Origin of the sequence: Rhodopseudomonas sp. P2A-2r (genome assembly GCF_026015985.1) — a bacterium.
In the GTDB taxonomy this organism is placed as follows: Bacteria; Pseudomonadota; Alphaproteobacteria; order Rhizobiales; family Xanthobacteraceae; genus Tardiphaga.
This window is the reverse complement of sequence record NZ_CP110389.1, coordinates 6,248,017-6,272,263: the sequence shown is the minus strand read 5'-3', so window position 1 is coordinate 6,272,263 and position 24,247 is coordinate 6,248,017. Positions and strand designations below refer to the sequence as shown.

The following is a 24,247-nucleotide window of genomic DNA, read 5'->3' as shown; positions in this document are numbered from 1 at the left end:
CATGCTGTACGATGCGCTGATCGCGCCGTTCATCGATTTCGAATTCATGCGCCGCGCGCTGGCCGGCGTGATTGCGCTGGCGCTTGGCGGCGCGCCGATCGGCGTGTTCCTGATGCTGCGGCGGATGAGCCTGGTCGGCGACGCCATGGCGCATGCGATCCTGCCGGGTGCTGCGGTCGGCTTTCTGTTTTCAGGTTTGAATCTGTTCGCGATGACGTTTGGCGGGCTGATTGCAGGCTTTTCCGTCGCGCTGCTGGCCGGGCTGGTCTCGCGCGTCACCGAGATCAAGGAGGACGCGTCATTGGCGGCGTTCTATCTGGTGTCGCTGGCGCTCGGCGTCACCATCGTGTCGATGCGCGGCACCAATATCGATCTGCTGCATGTGCTGTTCGGCAACATCCTGGCGCTGGACGATCAGACGCTGCTGGTGATCGCCTTCAATGCGACCATCACGCTGATCGTCATGGCGGTCATCTACCGGCCACTGGTGGTCGAATGCGTCGATCCGGTTTTCCTGCGCACCGTGAGTCGCGCTGGCGCGCCGGCGCATCTCGCCTTCCTCGCGCTCGTCGTGATCAACCTGGTCAACGGCTTTCACGCGCTGGGCACGCTGCTTGCGGTGGGGCTGATGGTGCTGCCGGCGGGCATCGCGCGGTTCTGGTCGCGCGATATCACCGGCATGATCGTCATCGCCGTCGCAAGCGCCATGCTGGCCGGCTACTTCGGACTGGTGTTGTCGTTTCAGACCAAAGTGCCGTCCGGGCCGGCCATCATCTTGGTCGCGGCCGGAATTTACGTGATTTCGGTTTTGTTCGGCAATGTCAGTGGCTTGGTCCGGCAGTTGTTTCCCGGCCGGCATCTCGAGGCGTAAGCCCCAAATCCTGAGACGAAGTGGTGCAATTCATGTGGCGTTTTTGTGCTGTTCTGGGCTCCCTGTTAGCCCTTGGTTTTGCTGGTATTTCCGGCGCCTCCGCGCAGGATAAGATCCATGTCGTGGCGAGCTTCTCGATCCTCGGCGACTTCGCCAGAAATGTCGGCGGCGATCGCGTCAGCGTCACCACGCTGGTCGGTCCCGACGGCGATGTTCACGTCTACACGCCGTCGCCGGTCGACGCGAAGAAGGTCGCCGATGCGAAACTGCTGATCGTCAACGGGCTCGGCCTCGAAGGCTGGCTGCCGCGGCTGGTGCAATCCTCCGGCGGCAAGGCAACCATCGTCGCCGCCAGCGACGGCATCGCGACCCGCAAGCTGGACGGTCACGCCGACCCGCATGGCTGGCAGTCGGTGGCCAACGCGAAAATCTACGTCACCAACATCCGGAAAGCGTTGAGTGTCGCTGACCCCGCCGGCGCCGCGTCCTACAACGCCAATGCCGAGGCCTATCTGGCGAAGCTGGATGCGCTGGATGGTGAGGTGCGCAGCGCGGTGGCCACGATTCCGCAGGGCCGCCGCAAGGTGATCTCGACCCATGACGCGTTCGGCTACTTCGCTGCCGCCTACGGCCTCGCCTTCATCGCCCCGCAGGGCGTCTCCACCGAGGCCGAGCCCAGTGCCCGCGACATCGCGGTCATCATCACTCTGGTCAAGGCCGGCAAGATCCCCGCGGTGTTCCTGGAAAATATCAGCGATCCCCGGCTGATGCGCCGGATCAGCGCCGAGACCGGGGCGAAGATCGGCGGAACGCTGTATTCCGACAGCCTGACCCGGGAAAACGGCGACGCCCCCACTTACATTGATATGGTCAGGCACAATATAAAGGCGCTGACGAGCGCGCTGACCAGCTAGCGCAGGGGCACCCCTGCTGCCGGCGCGCACCAAGCCCCGCTGGAGTGACCATGTCTGAAGCGACCGCCGCCAAAATCCCCGTGACCGTGCTGACCGGCTATCTCGGCGCCGGCAAGACCACGCTGCTGAACCGCATCCTGTCGGAGAATCACGGCAAGAAATACGCGGTCATCGTCAACGAATTCGGCGAGATCGGCATCGACAACGACCTGATCATCGGCGCGGATGAAGAAGTGTTCGAGATGAACAACGGCTGCGTCTGCTGCACCGTCCGCGGCGACCTCGTCCGTATTCTCGACGGGCTGATGAAGCGCAAGGGCAAGTTCGACGCCATCATCCTGGAAACCACCGGCCTCGCCGATCCCGCGCCGGTGGCACAGACCTTCTTCGTCGACGAGGACGTGCAGCTGCACACCCGCCTCGATGCGGTCGTCACGGTGGCCGATGCCAAGTGGCTGAGCGAGCGGCTCAAGGACGCGCCGGAAGCCAAGAACCAGATCGCCTTCGCCGACGTCATCGTGCTCAACAAGATCGATCTCGTCACCAAGCCGGAGCTTGCCGAAGTGGAAGCGCGCATCCGCGCCATCAACCCCTATGCCAAGCTGCATCGCACCGAGCGCGCGCAGGTCAAGCTGTCCGACGTGCTGGAGCAGGGCGCCTTCGATCTCGACCGCATCCTGGAGATCGAGCCGGAATTCCTCGATGCCGAGGACGCGCATGATCATGACCACGATCATCACGGCCACGACCATCATCACCATGACCACGGCATGAAGCACTATCACGACGAGGACATGCAGTCGCTGTCGCTGCGCACCGACAAGCCGCTCGACGCCGCCACCTTCATGCCGTGGCTGCAAGGGCTGGTCGCCGCCGAAGGCGCCAAGATGCTGCGCTCCAAGGGCATCCTGTCGTTCATCGGCGACGATGACCGCTATGTGTTCCAGGGCGTTCACATGATGCTGGAAGGCGATCACCAGCGCCCGTGGAAGGACGACGAGAAGCGCGAGAGCCGCCTCGTCTTCATCGGTCGCGACCTGCCGGAACAGATGATCCGCGACGGCTTCGCCAACTGCATTCCCGCGTGATGAGCGACTTCAATCCGCTGCAGGAGCAGGAATCCATCGTCTCGGTCACCGACCGCGTGGTGCCGGTGGCGATCGGCGCGCAGGTGATCGCGATTCATTTTCTCGGCGATCGCGCCGCCTTCGTCGGCGCCGAGGAGACCGTGACGCTGGTCAGCGGCAGCGGCGAGATGACGCCGGTCGCAGTGGCCAGCGGCGGCATTCTCTGTGCCGCCTCCGACGGCAACCGCGTGGTGATGGGCGGCGACGATGGCAAGCTTGTCGCGCTCGACCGCAACGGCAAGGTCACGACGCTAGCCACCGACGCCAAGCGGCGCTGGATCGACAACGTCGCTTTGCATCCCGACGGCGCGGTGGCGTGGTCGGTGGGCAAGGTGGCGTTCGTGCGCCAGCCGAAGAACGAGGAGAAGTTCTTCGAGGTGCCGTCGACCGTGGGCGGCCTGGCTTTCGCGCCAAAGGGGCTGCGGCTGGCGATTGCGCACTACAACGGCGTGACGCTGTGGTTTCCCAACATGGTGGGCAAGGTCGACGTGCTGGAATGGGCCGGCTCGCATCTCGGCGTCACCTTCAGCCCCGACAACAAGTTCCTGGTCACCGCAATGCACGAGCCGGCGCTGCACGGCTGGCGGCTGGCCGACAGCAAGCACATGCGCATGACCGGCTATCCGGCGCGGGTGCGCTCGGTGTCGTGGAGTGCCGGCGGCAAGGGACTGGCGACGTCAGGCGCCGACAGCGTCATCGTCTGGCCGTTCGGCAGCAAGGACGGCCCGATGGGCAAGGAGCCGGCGATGCTGGCGCCGCTCAAGGCCAAGGTCACCATGGTGGCCTGCCATCCGAAGCAGGACATCCTCGCCTGCGGCTACAGCGACGGCACCATCCTGATGGCGCGGATGACCGACGGCGCCGAGATCCTGGTGCGCGCCAACAAGGGCGAGCCGGTCACCGCGCTGGCCTGGAACGCGAAAGGCACGCTGCTCGCCTTCGCCGCCCAGGACGGCGATGGCGGGCTGCTGGAGCTGTAGGAGCGGACTCGTGTCCCGGACGCGGTGCAGCGCTCTTGCGCTGCTCCGCAGATCCGGGATCCCGCTTTCCCTGTAAATAGCTGGGCCCCGGCTCTGCGGCGCACCACGCCACCCGACGATGCTTCGCATCGTCCGGCGACGCAGTGCACCGCGTCCGGGGCACCATTTTGGTCGCGACGGCGACTCGGCGCTGCGGCGCCGCCCGTGCCTACTTCAGCAGCGCGCGGATCTTGTCCGCGTCCGCCGGTGTGACGGGATTGTAGACCACCATGTTGAGGTCGGGCCGGCCGTCGACGGCGAAGGACGAGAATTCCATCGACAACGGTCCGGCGATCGCATGGTGCAGGACCTTGGTGCCGTCGCCATGCTGGCACTGCACATCGTTGTCGCGCCACATCGCCGCGAATTCGGGGCTGGTGGCGCAGAGCTCGTCGACCAGCGATTGCACGTTGCCCGCCGCACCGGCACGCGCCACATCGGCGCGGAACGACGCCACCACATAGCGGGCGACGCTTGGCCAATTGGGCTGCGCGCCACGGACCCGGCTGTCGCGGAACATCAGACGCAGGATATTGCGCTGTCCATCGGGCAGTTTGCTGTAGTCGGTGAGGACCGCCGCAGCGGCGCTGTTCCAGGCGATCACGTCCCACGTCGCCGTGCGGACGAAGGCCGGACTGTAGGCGAGCGTATCGAGCAGGCGTTGCAGGCGCGGTGAGATACCGTCCGGCGCCTGATAGCGGGCGGCGGGGAGCCGGCCGAGACCGAGCAGAAACAGATGTTCGCGCTCCGCGCTGGTCAGCATCATGGCGCGGGCGATGCGATCCAGCACGTCGGCGGAAGGCGCGCCGCCGCGGCCCTGCTCCAGCCAGGTGTACCAAGTGGCGCTCACATGGGCGCGCTGCGCCACTTCTTCGCGTCGAAGTCCCGGCGTTCGCCGTCGCTGCAGCGAAAAGCCGAAGGCCGCAGGATCGAGCCTGGCGCGGCGATCCTTGAGATAAGCCCCGAGCGGGTTGGCGTCCGTCATGCTGTTAGCAATTATACCCGTATAAGCTCACTACTTTACCCGAATGATGAACCTACCATATCCCTGCCTTCTGAACAGGGAGACTTTCTCATGCGTGTCTTCGTCACCGGCGCCGCCGGATTCATCGGCAGCGAAACGACAAAGGAGCTGATCGCACACGGGCATCAGGTGGTCGGCCTCGCGCGCTCCGAAGCCAACGTCGCGACGCTCAAGAAGCTCGGCGCGGAGGTTCATCGCGGCTCGCTGCAGGACCTCGACAGCCTGAAGAGCGGTGCGAGGGATGCAGACGGCGTGATTCATCTGGCCTTCATCCATGATTTCGCGAAATACGCGGAGAATGGCGCGATCGACAAGGCGGCGATCGAAGCCATGGGCGATGTGCTGGCAGGCACCGACAAACCTTTCATCGTCACCTCGGGAACTGGCCTCGTCGCGCCGGGTATGGTGGTCACCGAAGATATCAGGCGCGAGACCAGCGCGCATGTTGAGCGCGTGTCCGAGCAGGCGGGCCTGGCCTATGCGTCGCGCGGCGTGCGCGCGATGGTGATCCGCCTGCCGCAGGTGCATGGCGCCGCCGGCAAGGCCGGGTTGATCTCTTATCTGGTCGAGCTTGCGCGCCAGAAAGGCGCCGCCGCCTATGTCGGCGAAGGCGCCGAACGCTGGGCTGCGGCGCATGTGCTGGATGTCGTGCGCCTGTACCGGCTTGCGCTGGAGAACGGCGCGGTGGACGGGATCTACCACGCGGTTGGCGAGGAAGGCGTGGCCATGCGCGAGATTACCGACGTGGTCGGCCGCGCGCTGAATGTGCCGGTGGTGTCGATCACGAAGGAGGAGGTTGGCGATTATTTCGGGTCGCTGGCGGTGTTCGCCGGTCTGGACATGCCGGCCTCCAGCGCCCTGACACAGCAGCGGCTCGGCTGGACGCCGACCGGGATCGGCCTGATCGCCGACATCGGCCAGCCCGGCTACTTCAAGGCTTGAGCGCTCTCATCCCGAGAGCCTGACCGAGAAGCGACCAACAAGATAAGGCTCAGTCGTCATGGCCGGCGATATGCCGGCCATCCACATGGTCGCGAAACATCGTGGATGGCCGGGACAAGCCCGGCCATGACAAATTTGGCGGGCGTTTGAGTGTCCTGTCCAACGCCTGAGAATGCAGCTCGCTTGGCAGGACGCGCGGCCGCTACTTGAAGAACGTCTTGAGACCATCAATCACCACCTCCGGACATTCCTCCGGCACGAAGTGTCCGCAGCCCTTCGCCGTTCCGCCGCTGACATTGGTGGCGGCGGTCCGCAGCACGTCGACGAGGTTATCGCCGACGCCGAATTCGGCGCCGATCGCCAGCACCGGCATCGCCAGTCTGTGCTGCGCGCGCGCCCGGGCCTGCGCCAGCCCGTCGCTGCCGAACGCGGCGCGGTAATAGGCGAAGCCGGCGCGGACGGCGCCGGGCTGGCGGTAGATGTGGACATATTCATCGAGATCGGCTGCGCCGATGGCCCAGGTCTTTGACGCCTTGTTCTGAAACAGCCAGGTGAGGTATTCGCGCTCGCGGCCCTGCACCAGCAGCTCCGGCAGATCGTCGAGCCGGTTGAAGGCGAAATGCCACGACTTCACATTGGCGGCGTCGCTGGGGATGCCCGCCGGCGCGGGCGGCGTGACGCCGGGCAGGGCGGCGTCGAACAGCGCCAGGCGCTTGACGTCGCCGGGCCAGTCGGAGCCATAGGCATAGCCGATCCAGGCGCCGACATCGTGGCCGGCGACATCGATCGGCCCGTCTTGGGTCAGGGCCAGTGCCTCCACCAGCGCGTGGACGTCGGTCGCCACGGTCTTCATATCGTAGCCCGACGCCGGATGGCCGGAGTCGCCCATGCCGCGCGGATCGATGACCACCACATGGCGCCCGGCGGCGGCGAGGGCGGGCATGACGTGCCGCCACGCGTACCAGCTCTCGGGCCAGCCGGGGATCAGCAGCAAGGGCGCGCCGCTGCCGCCCTCCACATAATGCAGGTGCACGCCGTTCACGCTGACGCTGCCGTGATGAAAGGTGGTCCAGAAGCTGGCGGGATCGAAAGCCGGGGCGGCTTGCGGCTGTGCAGCTATCCGCGCCGGCACCAGCACGCTCGCGGCCAGTGCGAGGCCGAGGGCGAGACGGCGCAGGGAGGCCGCGGGCGACGTCGATTTGGATTTCAGGGTGGTCTGCATGGTCTATCCTTCCGTTGCGAAATACGCGAGTGCGGCGATCGGGAAGGCGATCCCGATCGACGATGCCAGTGCCCAGCCGCCATAAGCGAAGGTCCAGCCGCCGAGTGCGGAGCCGATGGCGCCGCCGGCGAAGAACGTCGCCATGTAGATGCCGTTGAGGCGGCCGCGCTGTTCGGCGCCGAGCGCGAAGATGGCGCGTTGTCCGAGCACGAGATTGGCCGACACGCCGAAGTCGAGGACGATCGCTGCGACGACCAGCAGGGTCAGGGCTGCCGGCGATCCCGCCGCGCCAAGCCAGGTCAGCACGAATGCGACAGCGACGGCCGCCATGGCCAGCGCGGTGGCCGCGCGGGTCCAGCCGCGATCGGCGAGCCGGCCGGCTATCGGCGCGGCAATGGCACCGGCGACGCCAGCCAGGGCGAACAGGCCGATTCCGGTCTGCGACAGCCGGAAGGCCGGTCCGGCCAGCAGCAGCGGCGTGACGGTCCAGAACAGGCTGAAGGACGCAAACAGGCAGGCTTGATAGAGCGCACGCCGCCGCAGCACCGGCGTCGTGTGGACGAGCTGGGCCATCGAGGTCAGCAACTGGCGATAGCTCAGCTGCGCGTGGGGCACACGCCGCGGCAGGACCTTGCGCAGCACGATGGCCAGCACCACCATCATCGCCGCCGACAGCACGAACACCACCGGCCAACTCGACAGCGCCGCCACCAGACTGGCCGCCGGCCGCGCCAGCATGATGCCGAGCATCAGCCCGCCCATGACGTTTCCGACCACCCGGCCGCGAACCGCTTCCGGCGCCAGATGCGCGGCATAGGGCACCAGGATCTGCACCGCCACCGACCCGACGCCGATCGCCAGGCTGGCCGCCAGCAGCGGCAATGGGCTGGACGCCAAAGCGGCACCGAACAGGGCCAGAGCGGCGATGGCGATGACGCCGAGCACCAGCCGGCGGTTCTCGACGAGGTCGCCGAGCGGGACGACAAGCAGCAGGCCGGCGCCATAGCCGATCTGCGTCAGGGTGACGATCAGGCCGGTCGCCCCGGAGGGCAGGCCCACGGCGGCGCCGATCGGCCCCGCCAGCGGCTGGGCATAATAGATATTGGCAGCGATCAGGCCGCAGGCGACGGCGAGAATGCCGGTCAGCCGGGTCGACATCGGGGGCGCCGCGGCGGGTCGGCTTGGGGCGGGGGCGTGCATCGTACAACTCCATATAAGGGAGCGATTGATCCCTAATTAGGCAAAAAATCAGTCGAGCAGCTTCATGGCGGCATCGACCACGGCGGCCATCTCCTTGCGCGAGCGCCCGGTCTTACCGGCCACGCGCATGCCGCTGGTGACGCAGAGCATCAGCAGCGCCAACGCCTTCGGATCGCGCTGCGACGCGATCGAGCCGTCGGCCTGTCCCTGCGCGATCAGTTCGGCGAACCGCGCTTCGTTGCGCTTCACCGCCGCACCGACCGACGTTCGCAGATCCGCGTCGAAGGTGGCCAGTTCGACGGCGCTGCCGACCACGAGACAGCCACGCCGGCCTTCCTCGCCGTGCGAGGATTCCGCATAGATGTCGAGCACGGCGCGCAGTCGCTCGCGTCCGGAGCGCGCCGTCGCAAAGCGTTGCGCCGCCAGTTCGTCGCGCTTGCCGACGTAGCGGGCGAGGGCGGCGAGGAAGATCGCCGGCTTGTCCTTGAATGCCTTGTAGATGCTGCCCGAGGCCAGCGACATGGCGGCCTTGAGATCGGCAATCGAGGTGGCGTGAAAACCGCGCTCGCGGAATACGACGATCGCCTTGTCCAGCGCATCGCCGATGTCGAACTCCCTGGGGCGGCCCGGGCTTCTCATGATGTGCGTCTCGCGTTGCATGAGACCGATATAGAGATCGATCGTTCCCTAATCAAGAGGGCTCATCGAAGGATGGCGCCGCGTCGCATCCCGGGCCGCTTGTCATCCGTTTGTCATCTGCTGTACGCATGACACCGCCATGCGTTTTCTCACCACGTTCCAGACCTACGACTTTCTCGACACGCTGCTCAGCCTGTCCGCGGCATTCGTGCTGGGGACGCTGATCGGCGCCGAGCGGCAGTACCGGCAGCGCACCGCCGGGCTGCGCACCAATGTGCTGGTGGCGGTGGGGGCTGCGGCCTTCGTCGACCTGGCGATGCATCTGGCCGGGGCCGATGGCGGCGTGCGGGTGATCGCCTATGTGGTGTCGGGCATCGGCTTTCTCGGCGCCGGCGTCATCATGAAGGAAGGCACCAATGTCCGCGGCCTCAACACCGCGGCGACGTTGTGGGGATCGGCGGCGGTGGGCTCCTGTGCCGGGGCCGACATGATCGCGCAGGCCATGGCGCTGACGGTGTTCGTGCTGGCCGGCAACACGCTGCTGCGGCCGCTGGTGAATGCCATCAACCGCGCGCCGCTCGACGAGCGCTCGTCGGAGGCGACCTATTTCGTCAAGCTGACGGTCGCCACCGACGCACTCGCCGACATGCGCGACCTGCTGGTCGAGCGGCTGGAGCGCGCCAAATATCCGGTGGCCAGTGTCGATATCGCCGAGCATGGCGACGACATGCAGGAAATCTCCGCCATGCTGGTGAGCACGGCGATTGACCCGGCCGAGCTGGATGCGGTGGTCGCGGAATTGCAACGCGGCAAGGACGTCGAGCACGCGACCTGGGAAGTCAGCACCAAGGACTAGGCAGCTCCGCACAGTGGAGCCATTGCCGGCTCATGCGGCAACCTGGCCGGATGGCGCGGGGAACCTTGCGATCCCCCATCCGTTGTTCGCCTGATATAACCGTGGTGGACAGCATGACCCCGATCCAGACCAAACGCGCCTTGCGCACAGACCTGCTGCTTGCCGGCGCAATGGTGGTTGCCGGTTCGGCGATCGCCCTGGCTTCCGTGGTGCAGTTGAAGGCGCACGATCCGCAGGTCATGGCGCAGGCCACCCCGCCGCTGCAGTCGACGCCGGGGGCGGCCAGCAAGCCGGCAGAGCCGGCGGAGCCCGCCACCACCGGCGCGCGACCGCACGATATTCCCCGCAGCCTGCGCGTCCGGACCAGGACGCGCAGGACGCCGGCGCGAAACCGGCGCTGCCGCCGGCCCCAGCCGAAAAAACCGCGCCGCCGATCCCGGCAAAATGAGGCGTTCATTTTCCGCCCGGGCGTGCCCAGGCCGACACGGCCCGCAAAGCGCGAGGCTGGCATCCGCAGATGCAATCCAGATTTCCGTTGGTCCCGCAATGAGTTAAGCTATGGCGCGCGGTGGCTGATGCACCGGCACAGCCGTCCACCCCCGGTGCGCGTCCCGGCTTTGCTGCAAATTGGACGCTTTCAGCGCAGTTGCTCGGCCCGGATCGCGGGACGGTTGCTCATTTTGCATGCACGACAACAGGCCGGCCACCGCTTCAAGCGGGGCGCCGGTTTGCACTTTGAGCGCAGTATGGGCAAAAGCCCCTAATATCGCGCAGCGAATCAAAGGAAAGCACAATGCCCAAGTTGAACAAGTCTCAATTGATCGATGCGATCGCGGAAGCCAGCAACGTCTCGAAGAGCGATGTGAAGTCCGTGATCGAGAACCTGACGGCTGTCGGATACAAGGAATTGAACGAGTTCGGCGAGTTCACCATTCCCGGCTTTGCCAAGCTTTCGGTCGTCACTAAGCCGGCGACGGAAGCCCGCAAGGGCATCAATCCGTTCACCAAGGAGCCGATGGATTTCGCGGCCAAGCCGGCCAGCAAGAAGGTCAAGGCGCAGCCGCTGAAGGCACTCAAGGACGCCGTCTAAGCGCGTCCCGTCCGCCTGAAACCCGGAACGCGAGCGCGTTCCGGGCGGATGCTTGGCCGCGCCAGCGGCTTAACACACCGGCAGATCGCCCGCTCTTAGGCCGGCTTCTGCCCGCCGCCGCGCCCCGCCGCGGTGTTTTCGAAGCGACCATCCACCACCAACCATCATCACAGAATCCCGCTCTCCGTCTCAATGCAGTCGGCGCGGGATCGGTATCGCCTGTCTTGCCGGGCGCGTCGATGCGGGCTATGCGTTATATAGATTAAGTATATCGCGCTGGGATCCCTCGATGTCCATCGAAGCCACCATCACGCTCCGCAGCGCGGACATGTCGGCCGTCGGCCGCGAACGGATTCGGCTGCTGCAGGCGGTCGCGCGCGAAGGCAGCATCGCCGCCGGCGCCAGGGTCGCGGGCCTCACCTACAAGGCCGCCTGGGATGCGCTCGACGCCATGACCAACCTGTTCGGCCAGCCGCTGCTGGAAACCCGGACGGGCGGAAAGGCCGGCGGCGGTGCCAGCCTGACGCCGACCGGCGTGCGGGTCATCGAGGCCTTCGGCCGCCTCGAGGCGGAAATGGCCCGCGTCTTCCGGACCCTCGAGCCGGCGCTGGCCGGCAGCGGGATCACTCCCTTCAACCTCGTCTCGGGCTTCTTCATGCGAACCAGTGCGCGCAATGCGCTTCGCGGCACCATCACCGCCATCCACTCGGATACGCTCAGCGCCGAGGTGGCGATCGACGTATCCGGCGACACCACGATCTACGCGCTGGTGACCGCCGAAAGCCTGCGCGAACTCGGGCTCTGCGTCGGCCGCGATGCCATCGTGCTGGTCAAGGCACCGTTCGTCATCATCGCCCCTGGCGCCGAAGCGCCGCTGGTGTCGGCGCGCAATTGCATTCGCGGCACGGTCCGGCGCTGCGACATCTCTGCGGTCAACGCCGAGATCGTGCTCGACATCGGCAACGGCAAGACCCTCGCGGCCTCGATCTCCGCGCGCAGTGCCACAGCCATGGGCCTCGCGCCGGGGGATGCCGCCTGCGCGCTGTTCGACGCCGCCCACGTCATTATCGCCATCGACTGATCAGCAGGAGAGTCCCCGTGAAACCGATCAACCTCGTTCGCCTCGCCGGCGCCCTTGCAATCTTCGGCCTGACCTCGGGCAATGCCTTCGCGGCCCAGACCAATGTCGCGGTGGCCGCCAACTTCACCGGCGCCGCCAAGGAAATCGCCGAGGCGTTCCAGAAGAAGACCGGCCACGAGGCGGTGCTCAGCTTCGGCGCCAGCGGGCAGTTCTACACCCAGATCACCCAGGACGCACCGTTCCAGGTGTTCCTGTCGGCCGACGACGAGCGCCCGAAAAAACTGGTGGAGGACGGCCTCGGCATCGCCGACAGCCGCTTCACCTATGCCATCGGCAAGCTCGTGCTGTGGAGCAAGAGCGCCGATCTGGTGAAGGGCGAGGACACCCTCAAGGCCAACGCCTTTACCAGGCTTGCGATCGCCAACCCCGCCGCTGCGCCCTATGGCACCGCCGCCATCGAGACGCTGAAGGCGCTGAAGATCTACGATGCCGTGCAGCCGAAGATCGTGCAGGGCAATTCCATTTCCCAGGCGTTTCAGTTCATCGACACCGGCAATGCCGAGCTGGGATTCGTCGCGCTGTCGCAGCTCGCGGGCAATACGACCGGCTCGCGCTGGCTGGTCCCCGCGGCGCTCTACACGCCGATCCGCCAGGACGCGGTGCTGTTGAAAAAGGGCGCGTCCAGCGAGGCGGCGATCGCTTTCATGGCCTTCCTCAAGGGGCCGGAGGCGCGCGCCGTCATCGAAAAATACGGCTACGAATACGGCAGCGAACGCTAGACGCAGATGGGCGGACTTCCCGCAGACATCTGGCAGCCGGTTCGGCTCACCCTCGAACTGGCCGCCATCACCACGATCATCCTGCTGATCGTCGGCACGCCGATCGCGTGGTGGCTGGCGCGCTCCAAGGCGTGGTGGAAGGAAGCGGTGGCCGCCGTGGTCGCGCTGCCGCTGGTGCTGCCACCCACCGTGCTCGGCTTCTATCTGCTGGTGGTGCTGGGACCGGACGGTCCCGGCGGCGCGCTGGCCGGCCTGTGGGGCGCGCGGACGCTGGCCTTCACATTTGAAGGCCTGGTGATCGGCTCGGTGGTGTATTCGATGCCGTTCGTGGTGCAGCCGATCCGCAATTCCTTTGCAGCTATCGGCGACCGTCCGCTGGAAGTGGCCGCCACCTTGCGGGCGTCGCCGCGCCGCGCGTTCTGGACGGTGGCGATTCCGCTGGCGCGGCCGGGATTTCTGGCCGGCGCGGTGCTCGGCTTCGCGCACACCGTCGGCGAGTTCGGCATCGTGCTGATGATCGGCGGCAATGTGCCGGGCAAGACCAAGGTTCTGTCGGTGGCGATCTTCGACTATGTCGAGACGTCGCAGTGGCGCGAGGCCAATATCCTGGCGGCCGGCATGGCCGTGTTCGCGTTCATCGTGATTCTCGCCATGACCTTGCTCGAAAAGCGCATCGCGCGGATCAACGCATGACCGCCACTCATTCTCCGACGATCCGGGCGGCGTTTCGCGGCACACTCGGCGGCTTTACGCTCGACGCGTCGTTTGAAGTGCCGGCCACCGGCGTCACCGCGCTGTTCGGCCCGTCCGGCTGCGGCAAGTCCACGGTGCTGCGCTGTCTTGCCGGCCTGCAGCACCTGCCGGGCAGCTTCTGCGCTGTTAACGGCGACGTCTGGCAGGACCGTAATATCTTCCGCGAGCCCTATCAGCGCCCGATCGGTTATGTGTTTCAGGAAGCCAGCCTGTTCCAGCATCTCTCGGTCCGGCGCAACCTGCTCTACGGCGCGCCGCGCGACGGCTCGGACTCCGGCGGCATTCCGTTCGACGAGGTGATCGATCTGCTCGGGCTCGGCCACTTGCTCGATCGTTCGTCGCAGCATCTGTCCGGGGGCGAACGGCAACGGGTGGCCATCGGTCGCGCGCTGCTGTCGCAACCGAAGCTTCTGCTGATGGACGAGCCGCTGTCGGCGCTGGACCGGCTCACCAAGGACGAGATCCTGCCGTTCCTGGAGCGTCTGCACCAGCGGCTGTCGCTGCCTGTGATCTATGTCAGCCACGACATGGCCGAGGTCGAGCGGCTGGCCGATCATCTGATCCTGATGCAGGCCGGGTCGGTGCTGGCGGCCGGCCCGCTCGGCGTCCTGCAGAGCGATCCGTCGCTGCCGCTGGCCGTCGGTCGCGACGCCGCCGTCAATTTCGATGCGACGGCCGGATCCTACGATGCGGCGTATGGAATTCTGACCCTTCATGTCGACGGCGGTCAATTGCTCGTCCCTGCGCCGCAGGTTACTGCGGGGAGCGCCGGCGCCTGCGCATCGCCGCCAGCGACGTGAGCCTGGCGCGGGAAGCGCAGCAGGCGAGCTCGATCCTCAACGCGCTGCCGGCGCGGATCGTTTCGAAAACCGCGATCGGGCCGAGCGAGGTGCTGGCGGTGCTGGCGCTCGGACCCGACGGGGGCGGCGCGAAACTGCTGGCGCGGCTGACGCGCCGGTCGTGGGATCTGCTCGAACTGGCCGAGGGAATGGCCGTCATCGCGCAGGTCAAAGGCGTCGCGCTGGCGCCGGCGCGCGGGCAGGTCGCCGCCGATGGCGCCGCTCTTGCCGCACCAACCCGTCCCGCCTGATTCCATAGCACCGCAGAAGATGTCGACGTCAACCGGCTGTCACGGCGGCCGGGCCGCGGATCGGTTGCGTGCGCCCGCAATATAGGGTATCCCCCTATATTATATTTCGCGAGGGCAAGCCGTGTCGCATACGATCAAGGACAAGAAGAAGCTCGTCTCCCGGGTTCGGCGCATCAAGGGGCAGGCCGAGGCGGTCGAGCGGGCGCTGGAGGCGGAGCTCGGCTGCGCCGACGTGCTGATGCTGGTGGCGTCGATGCGCGGCGCCATCAACGGCCTGATCACCGAGGTGATCGAGGACCACATCCGCCACCATGTGGTCGATCCCGCCACCGAGACGAATGCCGACCGCGCCCGGGGCACCACCGACCTGATCGACGCGCTGCGCACCTACCTCAAATAGGAGATGCGCTCATGACCCCGTTCGCCGACATCATTCAGCAGGGCGCCGGTCACGCGTGGCTGTTCGTGCCGAGCGCCATCCTGCTCGGCGCGCTGCACGGACTGGAGCCGGGCCATTCCAAGACCATGATGGCGGCATTCATCATCGCCGTTCAGGGCACCGTCTCGCAGGCGGTGTTGCTCGGCCTGTCGGCAACCCTGTCGCATACCGCGGTGGTCTGGGTGGTTGCGCTGGCCGGCCAGTATGCCGGCCAGGAATGGGGCGGCGAGGCCACCGAGCCATATTTCCAGCTCGCCTCGGCGGTCATCATTGTCGCGGTCGCCGTCTGGATGCTCTGGCGTACCTGGCGCGAGCAACATGCCGGGCACGGCGATCACCATCACCACCATCATGGCGACGACGTTCGCAGCATCGCGACCGGCAGCGGGCTGCTTCTGTTCGAAGTGTTTGAGGATGGCGTGCCACCGCGCTGGCGCATCCGCGCCGAGGGCGCGCTGCCGCCGGCGCAGGATATCTCCGTGGACATCATGCGTCCGGACGGCAACCGCCAGAGTTTTGGCTTTGCTGCCGGCCAGGGCTGTCTTGAAAGCGTCGACGAAATTCCCGAGCCGCATGCCTTCACGGCTTCGCTGCGGCTGCGCCACGGCGAGACGGTCGAAGTTCATGACGAAGTGTTCGAGGAGCACGATCACCAGCATCTGAATCTCGGCGAAGAGGACGACGCCCACGCGCGCGAACACGCCGCCGACATCCGGCGCCGCTTTAGCGGCGGCAAGGCGACCACCGGCCAGATCGTGATGTTCGGTCTCACCGGCGGCCTGATTCCCTGCCCCGCCGCGATCACCGTGCTGTTGCTGTGCATCCAGCTCAAGCAGATCAGCCTCGGCGTGGTGCTGGTGCTGTGCTTCAGCATCGGACTCGCGTTGACGATGGTCTCGGCTGGCGTGCTGGCCGCGCTCAGCGTCAGGCATGTCGCGACGCGCTGGTCGGGCTTCGGCACCTTTGCGCGGCGCGCGCCCTATGCTTCCGGCGGCCTAATCATCCTGGTCGGACTCTACATGGGCGTGCAGGGGTGGAACGGCATCCGCCATTCCCGCGCGGTCTCGCCGGCCGTTACAGCGTCGATCCGCGGGATCTAGTCTCGCGCCGGCGAAGGTCGATGTCGGGATCGCCCGCGTCGCGTCCGACGTCCCGCACGCCGCGCAAGTGGACGTAGACATCGTCCTGGTCGACCACGCGAAAACCGATCCGCCGGCACATCTTCAGGCAGGGCAGGTTGCTGACGAGCACGCTGGCGCGCGGCGCCTTGCCGCGGTCGAGGGCGCGCCGCATCATGGCGGCGACGAACGCGGCGCCGAGGCCGCGGTTCTGGCTGTCCGGCAGCAGGGCGATGTCGACTAACAGTTCGGCATCGCCATCGTCGTCGGAGATCCAGCGGCCGATCGCTGCGCCGTCGCGCTCGACGATCAGGAATTCGGCATGCGGGAACGGTCGGCGATAGGTGTCCGCCTGGGAGCGGAACTGGACGTCCATGAGATCAGCGATGACGGGTTCGGCAATGCCGGCATCGCGCAGCACGCCGGCATGGTTGGCGACGAACAGCCGCCGCAGGAACGCTGCGTCATCCGGCCGTTCGGGCCGCAGCGTGAAGTCGCCTGCGGAGGTGGCGACGATGCGCGAGGTGGCGCTCACGTCGCGGCTCCCGGCCGGGTCGACGCTCGAAAATGTTCCGCGCAGAGGTTGCGTGATCGCCCGTGCACACGCATGATGCTTCGCCAGTGTAAAGAGGTGCACGATGCATTCATTGCCGGATCTCGGGCCGTTGCTGACCGCGGCTGATTTCGAGCCTCACGTGGGACAGATCTTCCTGGTCGATGCCCAGCCCAAGCCGCTCGCGATCCGCCTCGAAAAAATCGTGCAGCGGCCGTTCGACACGGAAGTGGCACGGCAGCCGTTCGTGCTGATCTTCACCACCCCGTGGACCGATCTGCTGCTTGCCGCCTATTACCGCATGAGCCCGCAACGCGGCGGTTCGTTCGAGATGTACCTGAACCCGACCCAGACGGCACCGGGCCCCCGACGCTACTATCACGCGGTGTTCAACTGACGCGGCGGCGTCCATCATCCGCGCGCTGGAAAAACGCCGAACAGTGCGATGCAGATATTGACGATGAGATACGGCTGCATCGCCGAAAACGGCTGTGAACTGCCGCTGATCCAGATGGCGGCCGGATTCATTATCGCGTTGGGCGTGGGGCCGTAGACGTTGATGGGATTGAGGCCGGAGTCGGCGGCCTTGGCAAGGACGGCTCCGCTCGGCTGGTCCGTCGTCGCAGACTGGTCCGATACATTCAGCGCATGATTGTGCTGCGGCAGGTTGGTGGCCAGCAGCGTATGCTGCGGGCTGCCGGCCATTTCGCCGATGACGAATGGCGGCAGGCCCGGCCCCGTGCCCTGATGGTTCATGGTCCGGCCGCGCAGATCCGGCAGACAGAAAGTCCTGATCCCATCGCCGCCATAGGTGGTGCCGAGCAGCGAAAACAGCGCCTGATTTTGCATGATGGGCAACATATCGAGGAGATCGACAAGACCTATCCCGCCGAAATCACCCGCATCGGCGGTCGGGTCGATCCGGTCAGCCAGACCATCAAGGTGTTCGGCGAGATCCGCGGCGATGCCACCGAACTGATGGCAGGCATGAGCGGCCGCGCCTACATTCCGCCACCGAAGAAGTAATCGCATCGCTGCGGCCCGGCGCATCTGATGCGCTCTGCCTCGACCAAGTCAGCCTGACTAATTTGTAGTCGCTCGCAGCGCATGCTGCGACGCGATGTAGTTGTGCCGCGCGTCATTCGAACTTTGTGGCTGCGCCATTGCGGCCGGCGTGGTCCGCGACAATTCGCTGCATGGTGGCGATGAAGTCCGCCTGTTCCGCCTTGCTGAGTTTGCCGAGCGATGCGCGATGCGCGTCGCGCGCGGCGGTCTCGATCTTCGCCAGCAGCGCGGTCCCGGCCGGCGTCAATCGGCAGATTCGGGCGCGGCGATCGTCCGCATCCACCGGCCGCTCGACCAGTCGGCGCGCCTCCAGTCGTTTCAGGGCGCCGGTGGTCGTGGTCCGATCCAGCGCGATATCGGCGGCCAAAGTGGTCTGATCGGCGGTTCCACGCTCCGCCAGCGCCGACAGCAGGCTGTATTGCAGCGGCGTGACTTCGAAGGCGCCGCAGGCCTCCTGGAACAATGCGACGTGGATCTGATGCAGCCGCCGGATCAGGAAGCCCGGCCGTTCCGCGAGCGGCCACGGGCGTTGGCTTCGCTCGCCGCGCTTGTTCGCCTTCTGCAACGTTCATCTCCTTGTCCGCGACGTCTGCCGGCCGCTCGCGCTGTCGGTAAGCGGCTCGCTAGTTATGGCACGAGCCTTGCTTTTGTAAAATACGAAGTATGCTTCGTTTTCTGGCGGGCCAGCAGAAGCCCGCCAGAAAACGCAGAGGAGAGCAGTGATGTCTATCAGTCCGACTTTCGACCTGTTGCTGCGCGGCGGACGCGTCATCGACCCCGCTTCGGGTATCGACGGCATCAGGGATGTCGCCGTCCGCAACGGCAAGATCGCTGCGGTGCAGGCGGACATCCTGCCGACCAGCGCCAGGGAGATAGTCGACGTCACCGGTAAGTTGGTGTTGCCCGGCCTGATCGATACCCATGCGCATGTCTATCAATATGTCTCCGGGCGTTTCGGCATGAACCCCGACATGGTCGGCGTGCAGTCCGGCGTCACCACCCTGGTGGACCAGGGCGGCCCGTCCTGCATGACGCTGCCGGGGTTCCGCCATTTCATCGCCGAGCCCGCCAAGTCGCGCATCTATGCTTTCCTGTCGGCCTATCTGGTCGGCGGTCTCGAAGGTCACTTCTATCCCAACCTCTACAGCCCCGATGGCGTCGACATCGACGCGACCGTGAAAGCGGCGCTGGCCAATCCCGATCTGGTGCGCGGCATCAAGGCCCATGCCGAGATCGGCGGCTTCGCGCGCTGGGGCATCCGCGTGCTGGAGATGGCCGCGGAAATCGGCAAGCGCACCGAACTGCCGGTCTATGTGCATTTCGGCCAGCTCTGGGGCCTGCCGGAAAGCGGCACCAATGGCGAGGACGTCGACACAATTCTGGAGCGGGTGATCCCGCTGCTCAAGGAAGGCGACGTGCTGGCGCATCCGTTCACGCGGCATCCCGGCGGCTTCGTCAATCGTGACGGCGAGGTTCATCCGGTGATCAAGGCTGCGATTGATCGCGGCCTCAAGATCGACGTCGGTCACGGCAGCCACTTCTCCTATCGCCTGGCAAAGAAGGCGATTGCTGCCGGCATCGTGCCGACCACGCTCGGCGCCGACATCCATGGCTACAACACGGACGTCCCCGCGCCGGCCGGCACGCCGGACCAGCATGAGGACGAAGAGAACCATCCATTCGCCGGACAGGCCAAGTTCAGTCTCGTTCAGGCCATGAGCTCGATGATGGCGCTGGGCCTGACGCTGGAGCAGGTGGTGCCGATGGTGACGTCGAACCCGGCCAAGATGATCGGCCTGTCGGACAAGGTCGGTTCGCTGAAGGTTGGCATGGATGCCGACGTGTCGGTGATATCGACCAGACCGGGCCGCTACATCCTGCGCGACAACGAGAATACCGAAGTGGTGGCGGACGGGCTGATGCAGCCGCTGTTCTGCCTGCGCGCCGGCGTGCGCCATGACGCTGTGGCGGCGATCCTTCCAGAGGCGGTCGCCGCCTAAGCGGCGATCGATCCAATAGAGGCGAGGGTTCGACCATGCGCGACGCGCGCGATCTTTCTTCGACGGGGCCTGCCGAAAAGCAGGGCGTCGGCGCGCGCGTGCTGCGCAAGGAAGACGACCGGCTGATGCGTGGCCGCGGCCAGTTCGTCGCCGACATCCGGCTGGCCGGCTTGCAGGATGTTGCCTTTCTGCGCAGCCCTGTTGCCCATGCGCGGATCAAGGCGATCCATGTGCCCGAACGCTATCGTGACGTTGTGTTCACCGCTGACGATCTTGTCAGGGTCAAGCCGATCCGTGCGGTGACGAGCCTGCCGGGCTTCAAGATTTCCGATCAGCCGATCCTCGCCACCGACAAGATTCGCCAGGTCGGCGAGCTGGTCGCCATGTGTGTGGCGCCGACGCGTGCCGAGGCCGAGGACATTGCGGCGTCGATCACTCTCGACCTCGAGGAACTGCCGGCAGTGCACGACATGCTGCAGGCCCGCGAGCCCGGCGCGCCGCTGGTGCACGAGCACTGGGGCGACAACGTCTTCCTCGAAAGTTTCTTTGAGACCGATATCGCTTCCGCACTGGATGCACCGATCAAGGTGACGCGCGAGATTTTCACGGCGCGGCAATGCATGTCGCCGCTGGAAGGTCGCGGCGTCGTCGCCTCGTTTGATCATCGTCTCGATCAACTCACGCTCCATACCGGCAGCCAGATGCCGCATATCGTGCGCAACGGCTTGTCGGACTGCCTTGATATGGATCAAGGCCAGATACGCATCGTCTCGCCGGATGTCGGCGGCGGCTTTGGGCACAAGGGGATTCTGCTGCCGGAAGAAGTCTGCCTGTCGTGGCTGACCATGAAGCGCGGCCATCCGGTGCGCTGGATCGAGGATCGTCGCGAACATCTGGTGGCGTCAGCCAATTGTCGCGAGCATCACTACAGCATCACCGTCTATGCCGATCGCGACGGCAGGTTGCGCGGCATCGATTGCGAGGCCACCGTCGATTCAGGGGCCTACTCGTCCTATCCGTTCTCGGCCTGCCTCGAAGCCGCGCAGGTGGTCAGCATTCTGCCCGGGCCCTATCTGATGCCGGCCTATCGCTGCCGGACGTTTTCGGTGGCCACCAACAAGTGTCCGATTCTCCCCTATCGCGGCGTCGCGCGCACCGGCGTCTGTTTTGCGCTGGAGATCATGCTCGATCTGGTCGCGGCCGAAGCCGGCCTTGAGCCCGGCGAGGTGCGGCTGCGCAATCTGGTGCGGCCGGAGCAGATGCCGTTCGACAACATCACGAAAAAGCATTTCGACAGCGGCGACTATCCCGAAGCGATGCGCCGCGCGCTCACCATGATCGACGTCGATGCGGTGCGCGCGCGTCAACGCCGCGGCGAAGCCGACGGACGGCGGATCGGCGTCGGCCTGTCGATCTATTGCGAGCAGGCGGCGCACGGCACCTCGGTCTATTCCGGCTGGGGCATTCCCATGGTGCCCGGCCACGAACAGGCCACTGCGCGGCTGACGCCCGATGGCGGGCTCGAATTGCGGGTCGGCGTGCATTCCCACGGCCAGGGCATGGAGACCACGCTGGCGCAGGTCGCCCATGAAATGCTCGGCATCGATGTCGCCAAGGTCCGCGTCGTCCACGGCGACACCGCGATGACTCCGTATTCGACAGGCACCTGGGGCTCACGCTCCATGGTGATGGCCGGTGGCGCGGTGGCCACCGCCTGCGCCGAGCTTGGCGAACGCGCCCGGAAGATCGGCGCCAAGCTGTTGCAGTGCGACGAGGCCGACGTGATCCTGACCGACGGCGAGGTGCGCGGCTCGAGCGGCAGCGTGACGCTGAAGGAGATCGCGTACACTTGGTATCGCCGCCCGCAGGACCTGCCGGGCGATGTCGATCCCGCCGGCCTCGAGACCACCTCCGGCTACAAGCCGCAGCGCGACTCCGGCACCTTCAGCTATGCCGCCCATGCGGTCATCGTCGCCGTCGATTCCGACCTCGGCGATGTCGAGATTCTCGATTACGTGATCGTCGAGGACGGCGGCGTGCTGGTCAATCCGATGATCGTCGACGGCCAGATCTTTGGCGGCTTGGCGCAGGGCATCGGCACTGCGCTCTACGAAGAGATGCCGTTCGATCGTGCCGGCCAGCCGCTGGCCACGACGCTCGCCGACTACCTGCTGCCCGGTCCCACCGAAGTGCCCATGCCGCGCCTCGATCACATGGAGACGCCGTCGCCCTATACTAAGTTCGGCGTCAAGGGCATCGGCGAGGGCGGTGCCATCGCGCCGCCGGCAGCAATAGCCAACGCCGTCAACGATGCATTGCGCGGCCTCGGCGTCGAACTGCTGCATTCGCCGATCACGCCCCGCCGCATCATGTCGGCGATCATCGAGGCCCGCGACGCGCAAAGGCCTGCGGCATGAAGCCGGCCCCCTTCGCCTACGAACGGCCACGCGACCTCGCCGCGGCGCTTGCCGCGATCGCCGGCGATGGCGCCACAAAGATCATCGCCGGCGGTCAGTCGCTCGGCCCGATGCTCAACCTGCGGTTGGTGGCACCGGATCTGATCGTCGATATCGGCGGGCTCGCTGAACTGAAGCATGTCGAGCGCGTCGGCGGCGATCTGGTGATCGGCGCCTGCGTCACCCATGCCGATATCGAGGACGGCCGCATCCCCGACGTCACCCGCGGCGCCATGCAGCGCGTCGCCTCGGCGATCGCCTATCGCGCGGTGCGCAACCGCGGCACCGTCGGCGGCTCGCTCAGCCATGCCGATCCCAGTGCGGACTGGATCTCGGCGCTGACGGCGCTCGGCGCGACGATGACGCTGCGCAGCGCGACCGGCGCGCGCCGCGTGGCGATGAAGGATTTCGTGCTGGGCGCGCTGGAGACGGCGCTTGCTCCCGGCGAGATGATCGAAGCCGTCCGCATTCCCGCAATGCGCGTTTCCGCGCGCTGGGGTTACGTCAAGGCCTGCCGCAAGACCGGCGAGTTTGCGCACGCCATCGGCGCGGTGCTGATCGATCCCGACGCCGGCGCGGCGCGCGTGGTGATCGGCGCCGTCGAGGCTGCGCCTGTCGTGATTGACGATGCAACGGAGCTGTTCGGCGGCCGCATTGGCGGCGATTTCGGCAGCACCTTCGATCCGCGCGTGGCGGACAGAATCCTGTCGAAGGCCGGCATCGCCGACGCTGCCGACCGCCATATCCATGTCGCCGTGCTGCAAAAAGCCATCGCGGAGGCCGCGGCATGACCGATATCGAACTCACCGTGAACCATCGCGCAGTGCATGCGCTGGTCGAGCCGCGCACCAGCCTCGCCGATTTCCTGCGCGACGAGCGTAACCTCACCGGCACCCATCTCGGCTGCGAGCACGGCGTCTGCGGCGCCTGCACGCTGCTGCTCGACGGCGTGCCGGCGCGTTCCTGCATCACCTTTGCGGTGTCCTGCGACGGCGCCGATGTCACCACCGTCGAAGGCCTTGACGACGACGAGATCGCCACCGAACTGCGCGCCGCCTTTACGCGCGAGCACGCGCTGCAGTGCGGTTACTGCACGCCGGGCATGCTGGTGTCGGCGCGCGATCTGGTGAAGCGGCTGCCGGATGCCGACGAGCAGGCGATCCGCGTGGGCATGTCAGGCAACCTGTGCCGCTGCACCGGCTATGTCGGCATCGTCCGTGCGGTGCAGTCGGTGATATCGGCGCGTCGCGCCCGCGGCATCGCGCCGGAGCATGATGCCGGGCGCAGACTGCTCGGGCCGGTCGGCTCGGGCCATGCTGCCTGTGTCAGTGTCCAACCATCGGTCGCCCTGGTTGCGCCGGTCGAAATGATCAGCGCTGTCGCGCCCCTCGTCATTCCCGACTTCACGCCGTCGACCGTTCTCGAACAGCACTTCGACGTCGCGCATCCGCCCGCAAAAGTGTTCGCGATATTCGAGGATATCGCGGGGGTGGCGGCCTGCCTCCCCGGCGCGTCGCTGACGGGAACGCCGATGCCGGAGCGCATCGAGGGCGCGATCCGCGTCAGGATCGGCCCGATCTCTGCGAACTTCAACGGCGCGGCGCGGGTCGAGAGCGATGCCGCGCAGCTGTCCGGCCGCATCCTCGGTATCGGCGTCGACCAGCGCAGCCGCTCGCAGACACAAGGCGAGATCCGCTACCGGCTGCTGCCCATTGCCGAGAGCGCGGCGACCCGCGTCGAACTGTCCATCGGCTACAGCCTGACCGGCATGCTGGCGCAGGTCGGCCGCTCCGGCCTGGTGCGCGATCTCGCGGCACGGCTGATCGCAGAATTTGCCGGCAATCTCGATCGTCGGCTGTCGCATGGCGCAGATGCAGCGAGGGTGCCTGCCGCCGAGCTCAACGGAATTTCGCTTGTCTTCGGGCTGCTGCGCGATCGCGCAACACGCGCGCTGCGCCGGGTTATCGGCCGCGGAGACACGGCATCATGAATCGGCGCTCGCATATCCT

25 protein-coding genes and 1 pseudogene are annotated in these 24,247 nt (G+C 66.4%); 19 read left to right on the top strand and 7 right to left on the bottom strand.

The genetic code is table 11. The features are described 5' to 3' along the window. Nucleotide 1: 1 nt before the first annotated feature. The 4 genes from ONR75_RS30160 to ONR75_RS30145 are packed head-to-tail and all read left to right on the top strand — an operon-like array spanning nt 2 to nt 3,892. Complete coding sequence (locus tag ONR75_RS30160; RefSeq protein ID WP_265083849.1) at nt 2–871, top strand: metal ABC transporter permease; 870 nt, start codon at nt 2–4, stop codon at nt 869–871. A gap of 32 nt (nt 872–903) precedes the next feature. Continuing rightward, entirely contained in the window at nt 904–1,785 is an 882-nt protein-coding gene (locus tag ONR75_RS30155; RefSeq protein ID WP_265080488.1) for a metal ABC transporter substrate-binding protein, read from the top strand. A 50-nt stretch (nt 1,786–1,835) separates the two neighbouring features. After that, a complete protein-coding gene (locus tag ONR75_RS30150; protein ID WP_265080487.1) occupies nt 1,836–2,873 on the top strand; it encodes a CobW family GTP-binding protein in 1,038 nt (345 codons plus the stop codon). Further along, nucleotides 2,873–3,892, top strand: coding sequence for a WD40 repeat domain-containing protein (locus tag ONR75_RS30145; RefSeq protein ID WP_265080486.1), 1,020 nt, complete (start codon nt 2,873–2,875; stop codon nt 3,890–3,892). Before ONR75_RS30150 ends, ONR75_RS30145 begins: the two co-directional genes overlap by 1 nt. Before the next feature lie 208 nt (nt 3,893–4,100). On the opposite strand, the gene ONR75_RS30140 is transcribed toward ONR75_RS30145, so the two are convergent. Then, nucleotides 4,101–4,916 carry a helix-turn-helix transcriptional regulator gene (locus ONR75_RS30140; RefSeq protein WP_265080485.1) on the bottom strand — a complete coding sequence of 272 codons (816 nt, stop codon included), beginning with the start codon at nt 4,914–4,916 and terminating at the stop codon, nt 4,101–4,103. Nucleotides 4,917–5,006: 90 nt separating this feature from the next. Here ONR75_RS30140 and ONR75_RS30135 point away from each other — a divergent pair, with 90 nt between their 5' ends. Beyond that, complete coding sequence (locus ONR75_RS30135) at nt 5,007–5,897, top strand: SDR family oxidoreductase (RefSeq protein ID WP_265080484.1); 891 nt, start codon at nt 5,007–5,009, stop codon at nt 5,895–5,897. A gap of 202 nt (nt 5,898–6,099) precedes the next feature. Here ONR75_RS30135 and ONR75_RS30130 read toward each other — a convergent pair whose 3' ends face one another. The 3 genes from ONR75_RS30130 to ONR75_RS30120 all read right to left on the bottom strand — a co-directional run bounded on the left by ONR75_RS30130 (nt 6,100) and on the right by ONR75_RS30120 (nt 8,958). Continuing rightward, the gene (locus ONR75_RS30130) at nt 6,100–7,119 is read right to left on the bottom strand and encodes an alpha/beta fold hydrolase (protein WP_265080483.1); all 1,020 of its coding nucleotides are present in this window, start codon (nt 7,117–7,119) and stop codon (nt 6,100–6,102) included. A gap of 3 nt (nt 7,120–7,122) precedes the next feature. After that, nucleotides 7,123–8,277, bottom strand: coding sequence for an MFS transporter (locus tag ONR75_RS30125; protein WP_265080482.1), 1,155 nt, complete (start codon nt 8,275–8,277; stop codon nt 7,123–7,125). 90 nt (nt 8,278–8,367) lie between these two features. Beyond that, nucleotides 8,368–8,958: a TetR/AcrR family transcriptional regulator gene (locus ONR75_RS30120; RefSeq protein ID WP_265080481.1), complete on the bottom strand. Its 591-nt coding sequence runs from the start codon at nt 8,956–8,958 to the stop codon at nt 8,368–8,370. Nucleotides 8,959–9,097: 139 nt separating this feature from the next. On the opposite strand from ONR75_RS30120, the gene ONR75_RS30115 reads away from it, so the two are divergent. The 9 genes and pseudogenes from ONR75_RS30115 to ONR75_RS30075 all read left to right on the top strand — a co-directional run bounded on the left by ONR75_RS30115 (nt 9,098) and on the right by ONR75_RS30075 (nt 16,146). Next, entirely contained in the window at nt 9,098–9,814 is a 717-nt protein-coding gene (locus ONR75_RS30115) for an MgtC/SapB family protein (protein ID WP_265080480.1), read from the top strand. 113 nt (nt 9,815–9,927) lie between these two features. Next, nucleotides 9,928–10,578, top strand: a complete 651-nt coding sequence (locus ONR75_RS32635) for a hypothetical protein (RefSeq protein WP_320109671.1) — start codon at nt 9,928–9,930, stop codon at nt 10,576–10,578. A gap of 29 nt (nt 10,579–10,607) precedes the next feature. Further along, on the top strand, nt 10,608–10,904 hold the full coding sequence (locus ONR75_RS30105; protein WP_265080479.1) for an HU family DNA-binding protein: 297 nt from the start codon (nt 10,608–10,610) through the stop codon (nt 10,902–10,904). Between the two features lie 289 nt (nt 10,905–11,193). Next, nucleotides 11,194–11,985: a TOBE domain-containing protein gene (locus tag ONR75_RS30100; protein ID WP_265080478.1), complete on the top strand. Its 792-nt coding sequence runs from the start codon at nt 11,194–11,196 to the stop codon at nt 11,983–11,985. A 17-nt stretch (nt 11,986–12,002) separates the two neighbouring features. Continuing rightward, nucleotides 12,003–12,764, top strand: a complete 762-nt coding sequence (gene modA / locus ONR75_RS30095) for a molybdate ABC transporter substrate-binding protein (RefSeq protein ID WP_265080477.1) — start codon at nt 12,003–12,005, stop codon at nt 12,762–12,764. A gap of 6 nt (nt 12,765–12,770) precedes the next feature. Next, on the top strand, nt 12,771–13,457 hold the full coding sequence (gene modB, locus ONR75_RS30090) for a molybdate ABC transporter permease subunit (RefSeq protein WP_265080476.1): 687 nt from the start codon (nt 12,771–12,773) through the stop codon (nt 13,455–13,457). Continuing rightward, nucleotides 13,454–14,607, top strand: a pseudogene (gene modC, locus ONR75_RS30085) (molybdenum ABC transporter ATP-binding protein). The gene modB and the pseudogene modC overlap by 4 nt, the downstream one beginning before the upstream one ends. Before the next feature lie 121 nt (nt 14,608–14,728). Beyond that, nucleotides 14,729–15,007 (top strand): metal/formaldehyde-sensitive transcriptional repressor, encoded by a 279-nt coding sequence (locus ONR75_RS30080; protein WP_265080475.1) that lies wholly within the window; start codon nt 14,729–14,731, stop codon nt 15,005–15,007. 11 nt (nt 15,008–15,018) lie between these two features. Then, entirely contained in the window at nt 15,019–16,146 is a 1,128-nt protein-coding gene (locus ONR75_RS30075; protein WP_265080474.1) for a nickel/cobalt efflux transporter, read from the top strand. Here ONR75_RS30075 and ONR75_RS30070 read toward each other — a convergent pair. Further along, entirely contained in the window at nt 16,121–16,699 is a 579-nt protein-coding gene (locus ONR75_RS30070; RefSeq protein WP_265080473.1) for a GNAT family N-acetyltransferase, read from the bottom strand. The genes ONR75_RS30075 and ONR75_RS30070 overlap by 26 nt on opposite strands. Before the next feature lie 103 nt (nt 16,700–16,802). On the opposite strand from ONR75_RS30070, the gene ONR75_RS30065 reads away from it, so the two are divergent. Further along, a complete protein-coding gene (locus ONR75_RS30065; protein WP_265080472.1) occupies nt 16,803–17,114 on the top strand; it encodes a DUF6916 family protein in 312 nt (103 codons plus the stop codon). 14 nt (nt 17,115–17,128) lie between these two features. Here ONR75_RS30065 and ONR75_RS30060 read toward each other — a convergent pair whose 3' ends face one another. Further along, on the bottom strand, nt 17,129–17,767 hold the full coding sequence (locus ONR75_RS30060) for a phage tail protein (RefSeq protein WP_265080471.1): 639 nt from the start codon (nt 17,765–17,767) through the stop codon (nt 17,129–17,131). A gap of 88 nt (nt 17,768–17,855) precedes the next feature. Continuing rightward, nucleotides 17,856–18,347, bottom strand: coding sequence for a MarR family winged helix-turn-helix transcriptional regulator (locus ONR75_RS30055; RefSeq protein WP_265080470.1), 492 nt, complete (start codon nt 18,345–18,347; stop codon nt 17,856–17,858). A gap of 157 nt (nt 18,348–18,504) precedes the next feature. Between ONR75_RS30055 and ONR75_RS30050 the strand changes: the two genes are divergently transcribed. From ONR75_RS30050 to ONR75_RS30035, 4 genes are read left to right on the top strand one after another with little or no spacing between them, the layout of a single operon-like run. Beyond that, nucleotides 18,505–19,782, top strand: coding sequence for an amidohydrolase/deacetylase family metallohydrolase (locus ONR75_RS30050; protein WP_265080469.1), 1,278 nt, complete (start codon nt 18,505–18,507; stop codon nt 19,780–19,782). A gap of 35 nt (nt 19,783–19,817) precedes the next feature. Further along, complete coding sequence (locus ONR75_RS30045; protein WP_265080468.1) at nt 19,818–22,199, top strand: xanthine dehydrogenase family protein molybdopterin-binding subunit; 2,382 nt, start codon at nt 19,818–19,820, stop codon at nt 22,197–22,199. Then, nucleotides 22,196–23,029 (top strand): FAD binding domain-containing protein, encoded by an 834-nt coding sequence (locus tag ONR75_RS30040; protein ID WP_265080467.1) that lies wholly within the window; start codon nt 22,196–22,198, stop codon nt 23,027–23,029. Before ONR75_RS30045 ends, ONR75_RS30040 begins: the two co-directional genes overlap by 4 nt. Beyond that, complete coding sequence (locus tag ONR75_RS30035) at nt 23,026–24,228, top strand: xanthine dehydrogenase family Fe-S subunit (protein WP_265080466.1); 1,203 nt, start codon at nt 23,026–23,028, stop codon at nt 24,226–24,228. Before ONR75_RS30040 ends, ONR75_RS30035 begins: the two co-directional genes overlap by 4 nt. Nucleotides 24,229–24,247 lie beyond the last annotated feature (19 nt).

Excerpts from the sequence above, each read along its gene's own strand:
- ONR75_RS30160 (WP_265083849.1), top strand. The coding sequence starts at position 2 with ATGCTGTACGATGCGCTGATCGCGCCGTTCATCGATTTCGAATTCATG.
- ONR75_RS30155 (WP_265080488.1), top strand. The coding sequence starts at position 904 with ATGTGGCGTTTTTGTGCTGTTCTGGGCTCCCTGTTAGCCCTTGGTTTT.
- ONR75_RS30150 (WP_265080487.1), top strand. The coding sequence starts at position 1,836 with ATGTCTGAAGCGACCGCCGCCAAAATCCCCGTGACCGTGCTGACCGGC.
- ONR75_RS30145 (WP_265080486.1), top strand. The coding sequence starts at position 2,873 with ATGAGCGACTTCAATCCGCTGCAGGAGCAGGAATCCATCGTCTCGGTC.
- ONR75_RS30140 (WP_265080485.1), bottom strand. The coding sequence starts at position 4,916 with ATGACGGACGCCAACCCGCTCGGGGCTTATCTCAAGGATCGCCGCGCC.
- ONR75_RS30135 (WP_265080484.1), top strand. The coding sequence starts at position 5,007 with ATGCGTGTCTTCGTCACCGGCGCCGCCGGATTCATCGGCAGCGAAACG.
- ONR75_RS30130 (WP_265080483.1), bottom strand. The coding sequence starts at position 7,119 with ATGCAGACCACCCTGAAATCCAAATCGACGTCGCCCGCGGCCTCCCTG.
- ONR75_RS30125 (WP_265080482.1), bottom strand. The coding sequence starts at position 8,277 with ATGTCGACCCGGCTGACCGGCATTCTCGCCGTCGCCTGCGGCCTGATC.
- ONR75_RS30120 (WP_265080481.1), bottom strand. The coding sequence starts at position 8,958 with ATGAGAAGCCCGGGCCGCCCCAGGGAGTTCGACATCGGCGATGCGCTG.
- ONR75_RS30115 (WP_265080480.1), top strand. The coding sequence starts at position 9,098 with ATGCGTTTTCTCACCACGTTCCAGACCTACGACTTTCTCGACACGCTG.
- ONR75_RS32635 (WP_320109671.1), top strand. The coding sequence starts at position 9,928 with ATGACCCCGATCCAGACCAAACGCGCCTTGCGCACAGACCTGCTGCTT.
- ONR75_RS30105 (WP_265080479.1), top strand. The coding sequence starts at position 10,608 with ATGCCCAAGTTGAACAAGTCTCAATTGATCGATGCGATCGCGGAAGCC.
- ONR75_RS30100 (WP_265080478.1), top strand. The coding sequence starts at position 11,194 with ATGTCCATCGAAGCCACCATCACGCTCCGCAGCGCGGACATGTCGGCC.
- modB (WP_265080476.1), top strand. The coding sequence starts at position 12,771 with ATGGGCGGACTTCCCGCAGACATCTGGCAGCCGGTTCGGCTCACCCTC.
- ONR75_RS30075 (WP_265080474.1), top strand. The coding sequence starts at position 15,019 with ATGACCCCGTTCGCCGACATCATTCAGCAGGGCGCCGGTCACGCGTGG.
- ONR75_RS30065 (WP_265080472.1), top strand. The coding sequence starts at position 16,803 with ATGCATTCATTGCCGGATCTCGGGCCGTTGCTGACCGCGGCTGATTTC.
- ONR75_RS30060 (WP_265080471.1), bottom strand. The coding sequence starts at position 17,767 with ATGCGCCGGGCCGCAGCGATGCGATTACTTCTTCGGTGGCGGAATGTA.
- ONR75_RS30050 (WP_265080469.1), top strand. The coding sequence starts at position 18,505 with ATGTCTATCAGTCCGACTTTCGACCTGTTGCTGCGCGGCGGACGCGTC.
- ONR75_RS30045 (WP_265080468.1), top strand. The coding sequence starts at position 19,818 with ATGCGCGACGCGCGCGATCTTTCTTCGACGGGGCCTGCCGAAAAGCAG.
- ONR75_RS30040 (WP_265080467.1), top strand. The coding sequence starts at position 22,196 with ATGAAGCCGGCCCCCTTCGCCTACGAACGGCCACGCGACCTCGCCGCG.
- ONR75_RS30035 (WP_265080466.1), top strand. The coding sequence starts at position 23,026 with ATGACCGATATCGAACTCACCGTGAACCATCGCGCAGTGCATGCGCTG.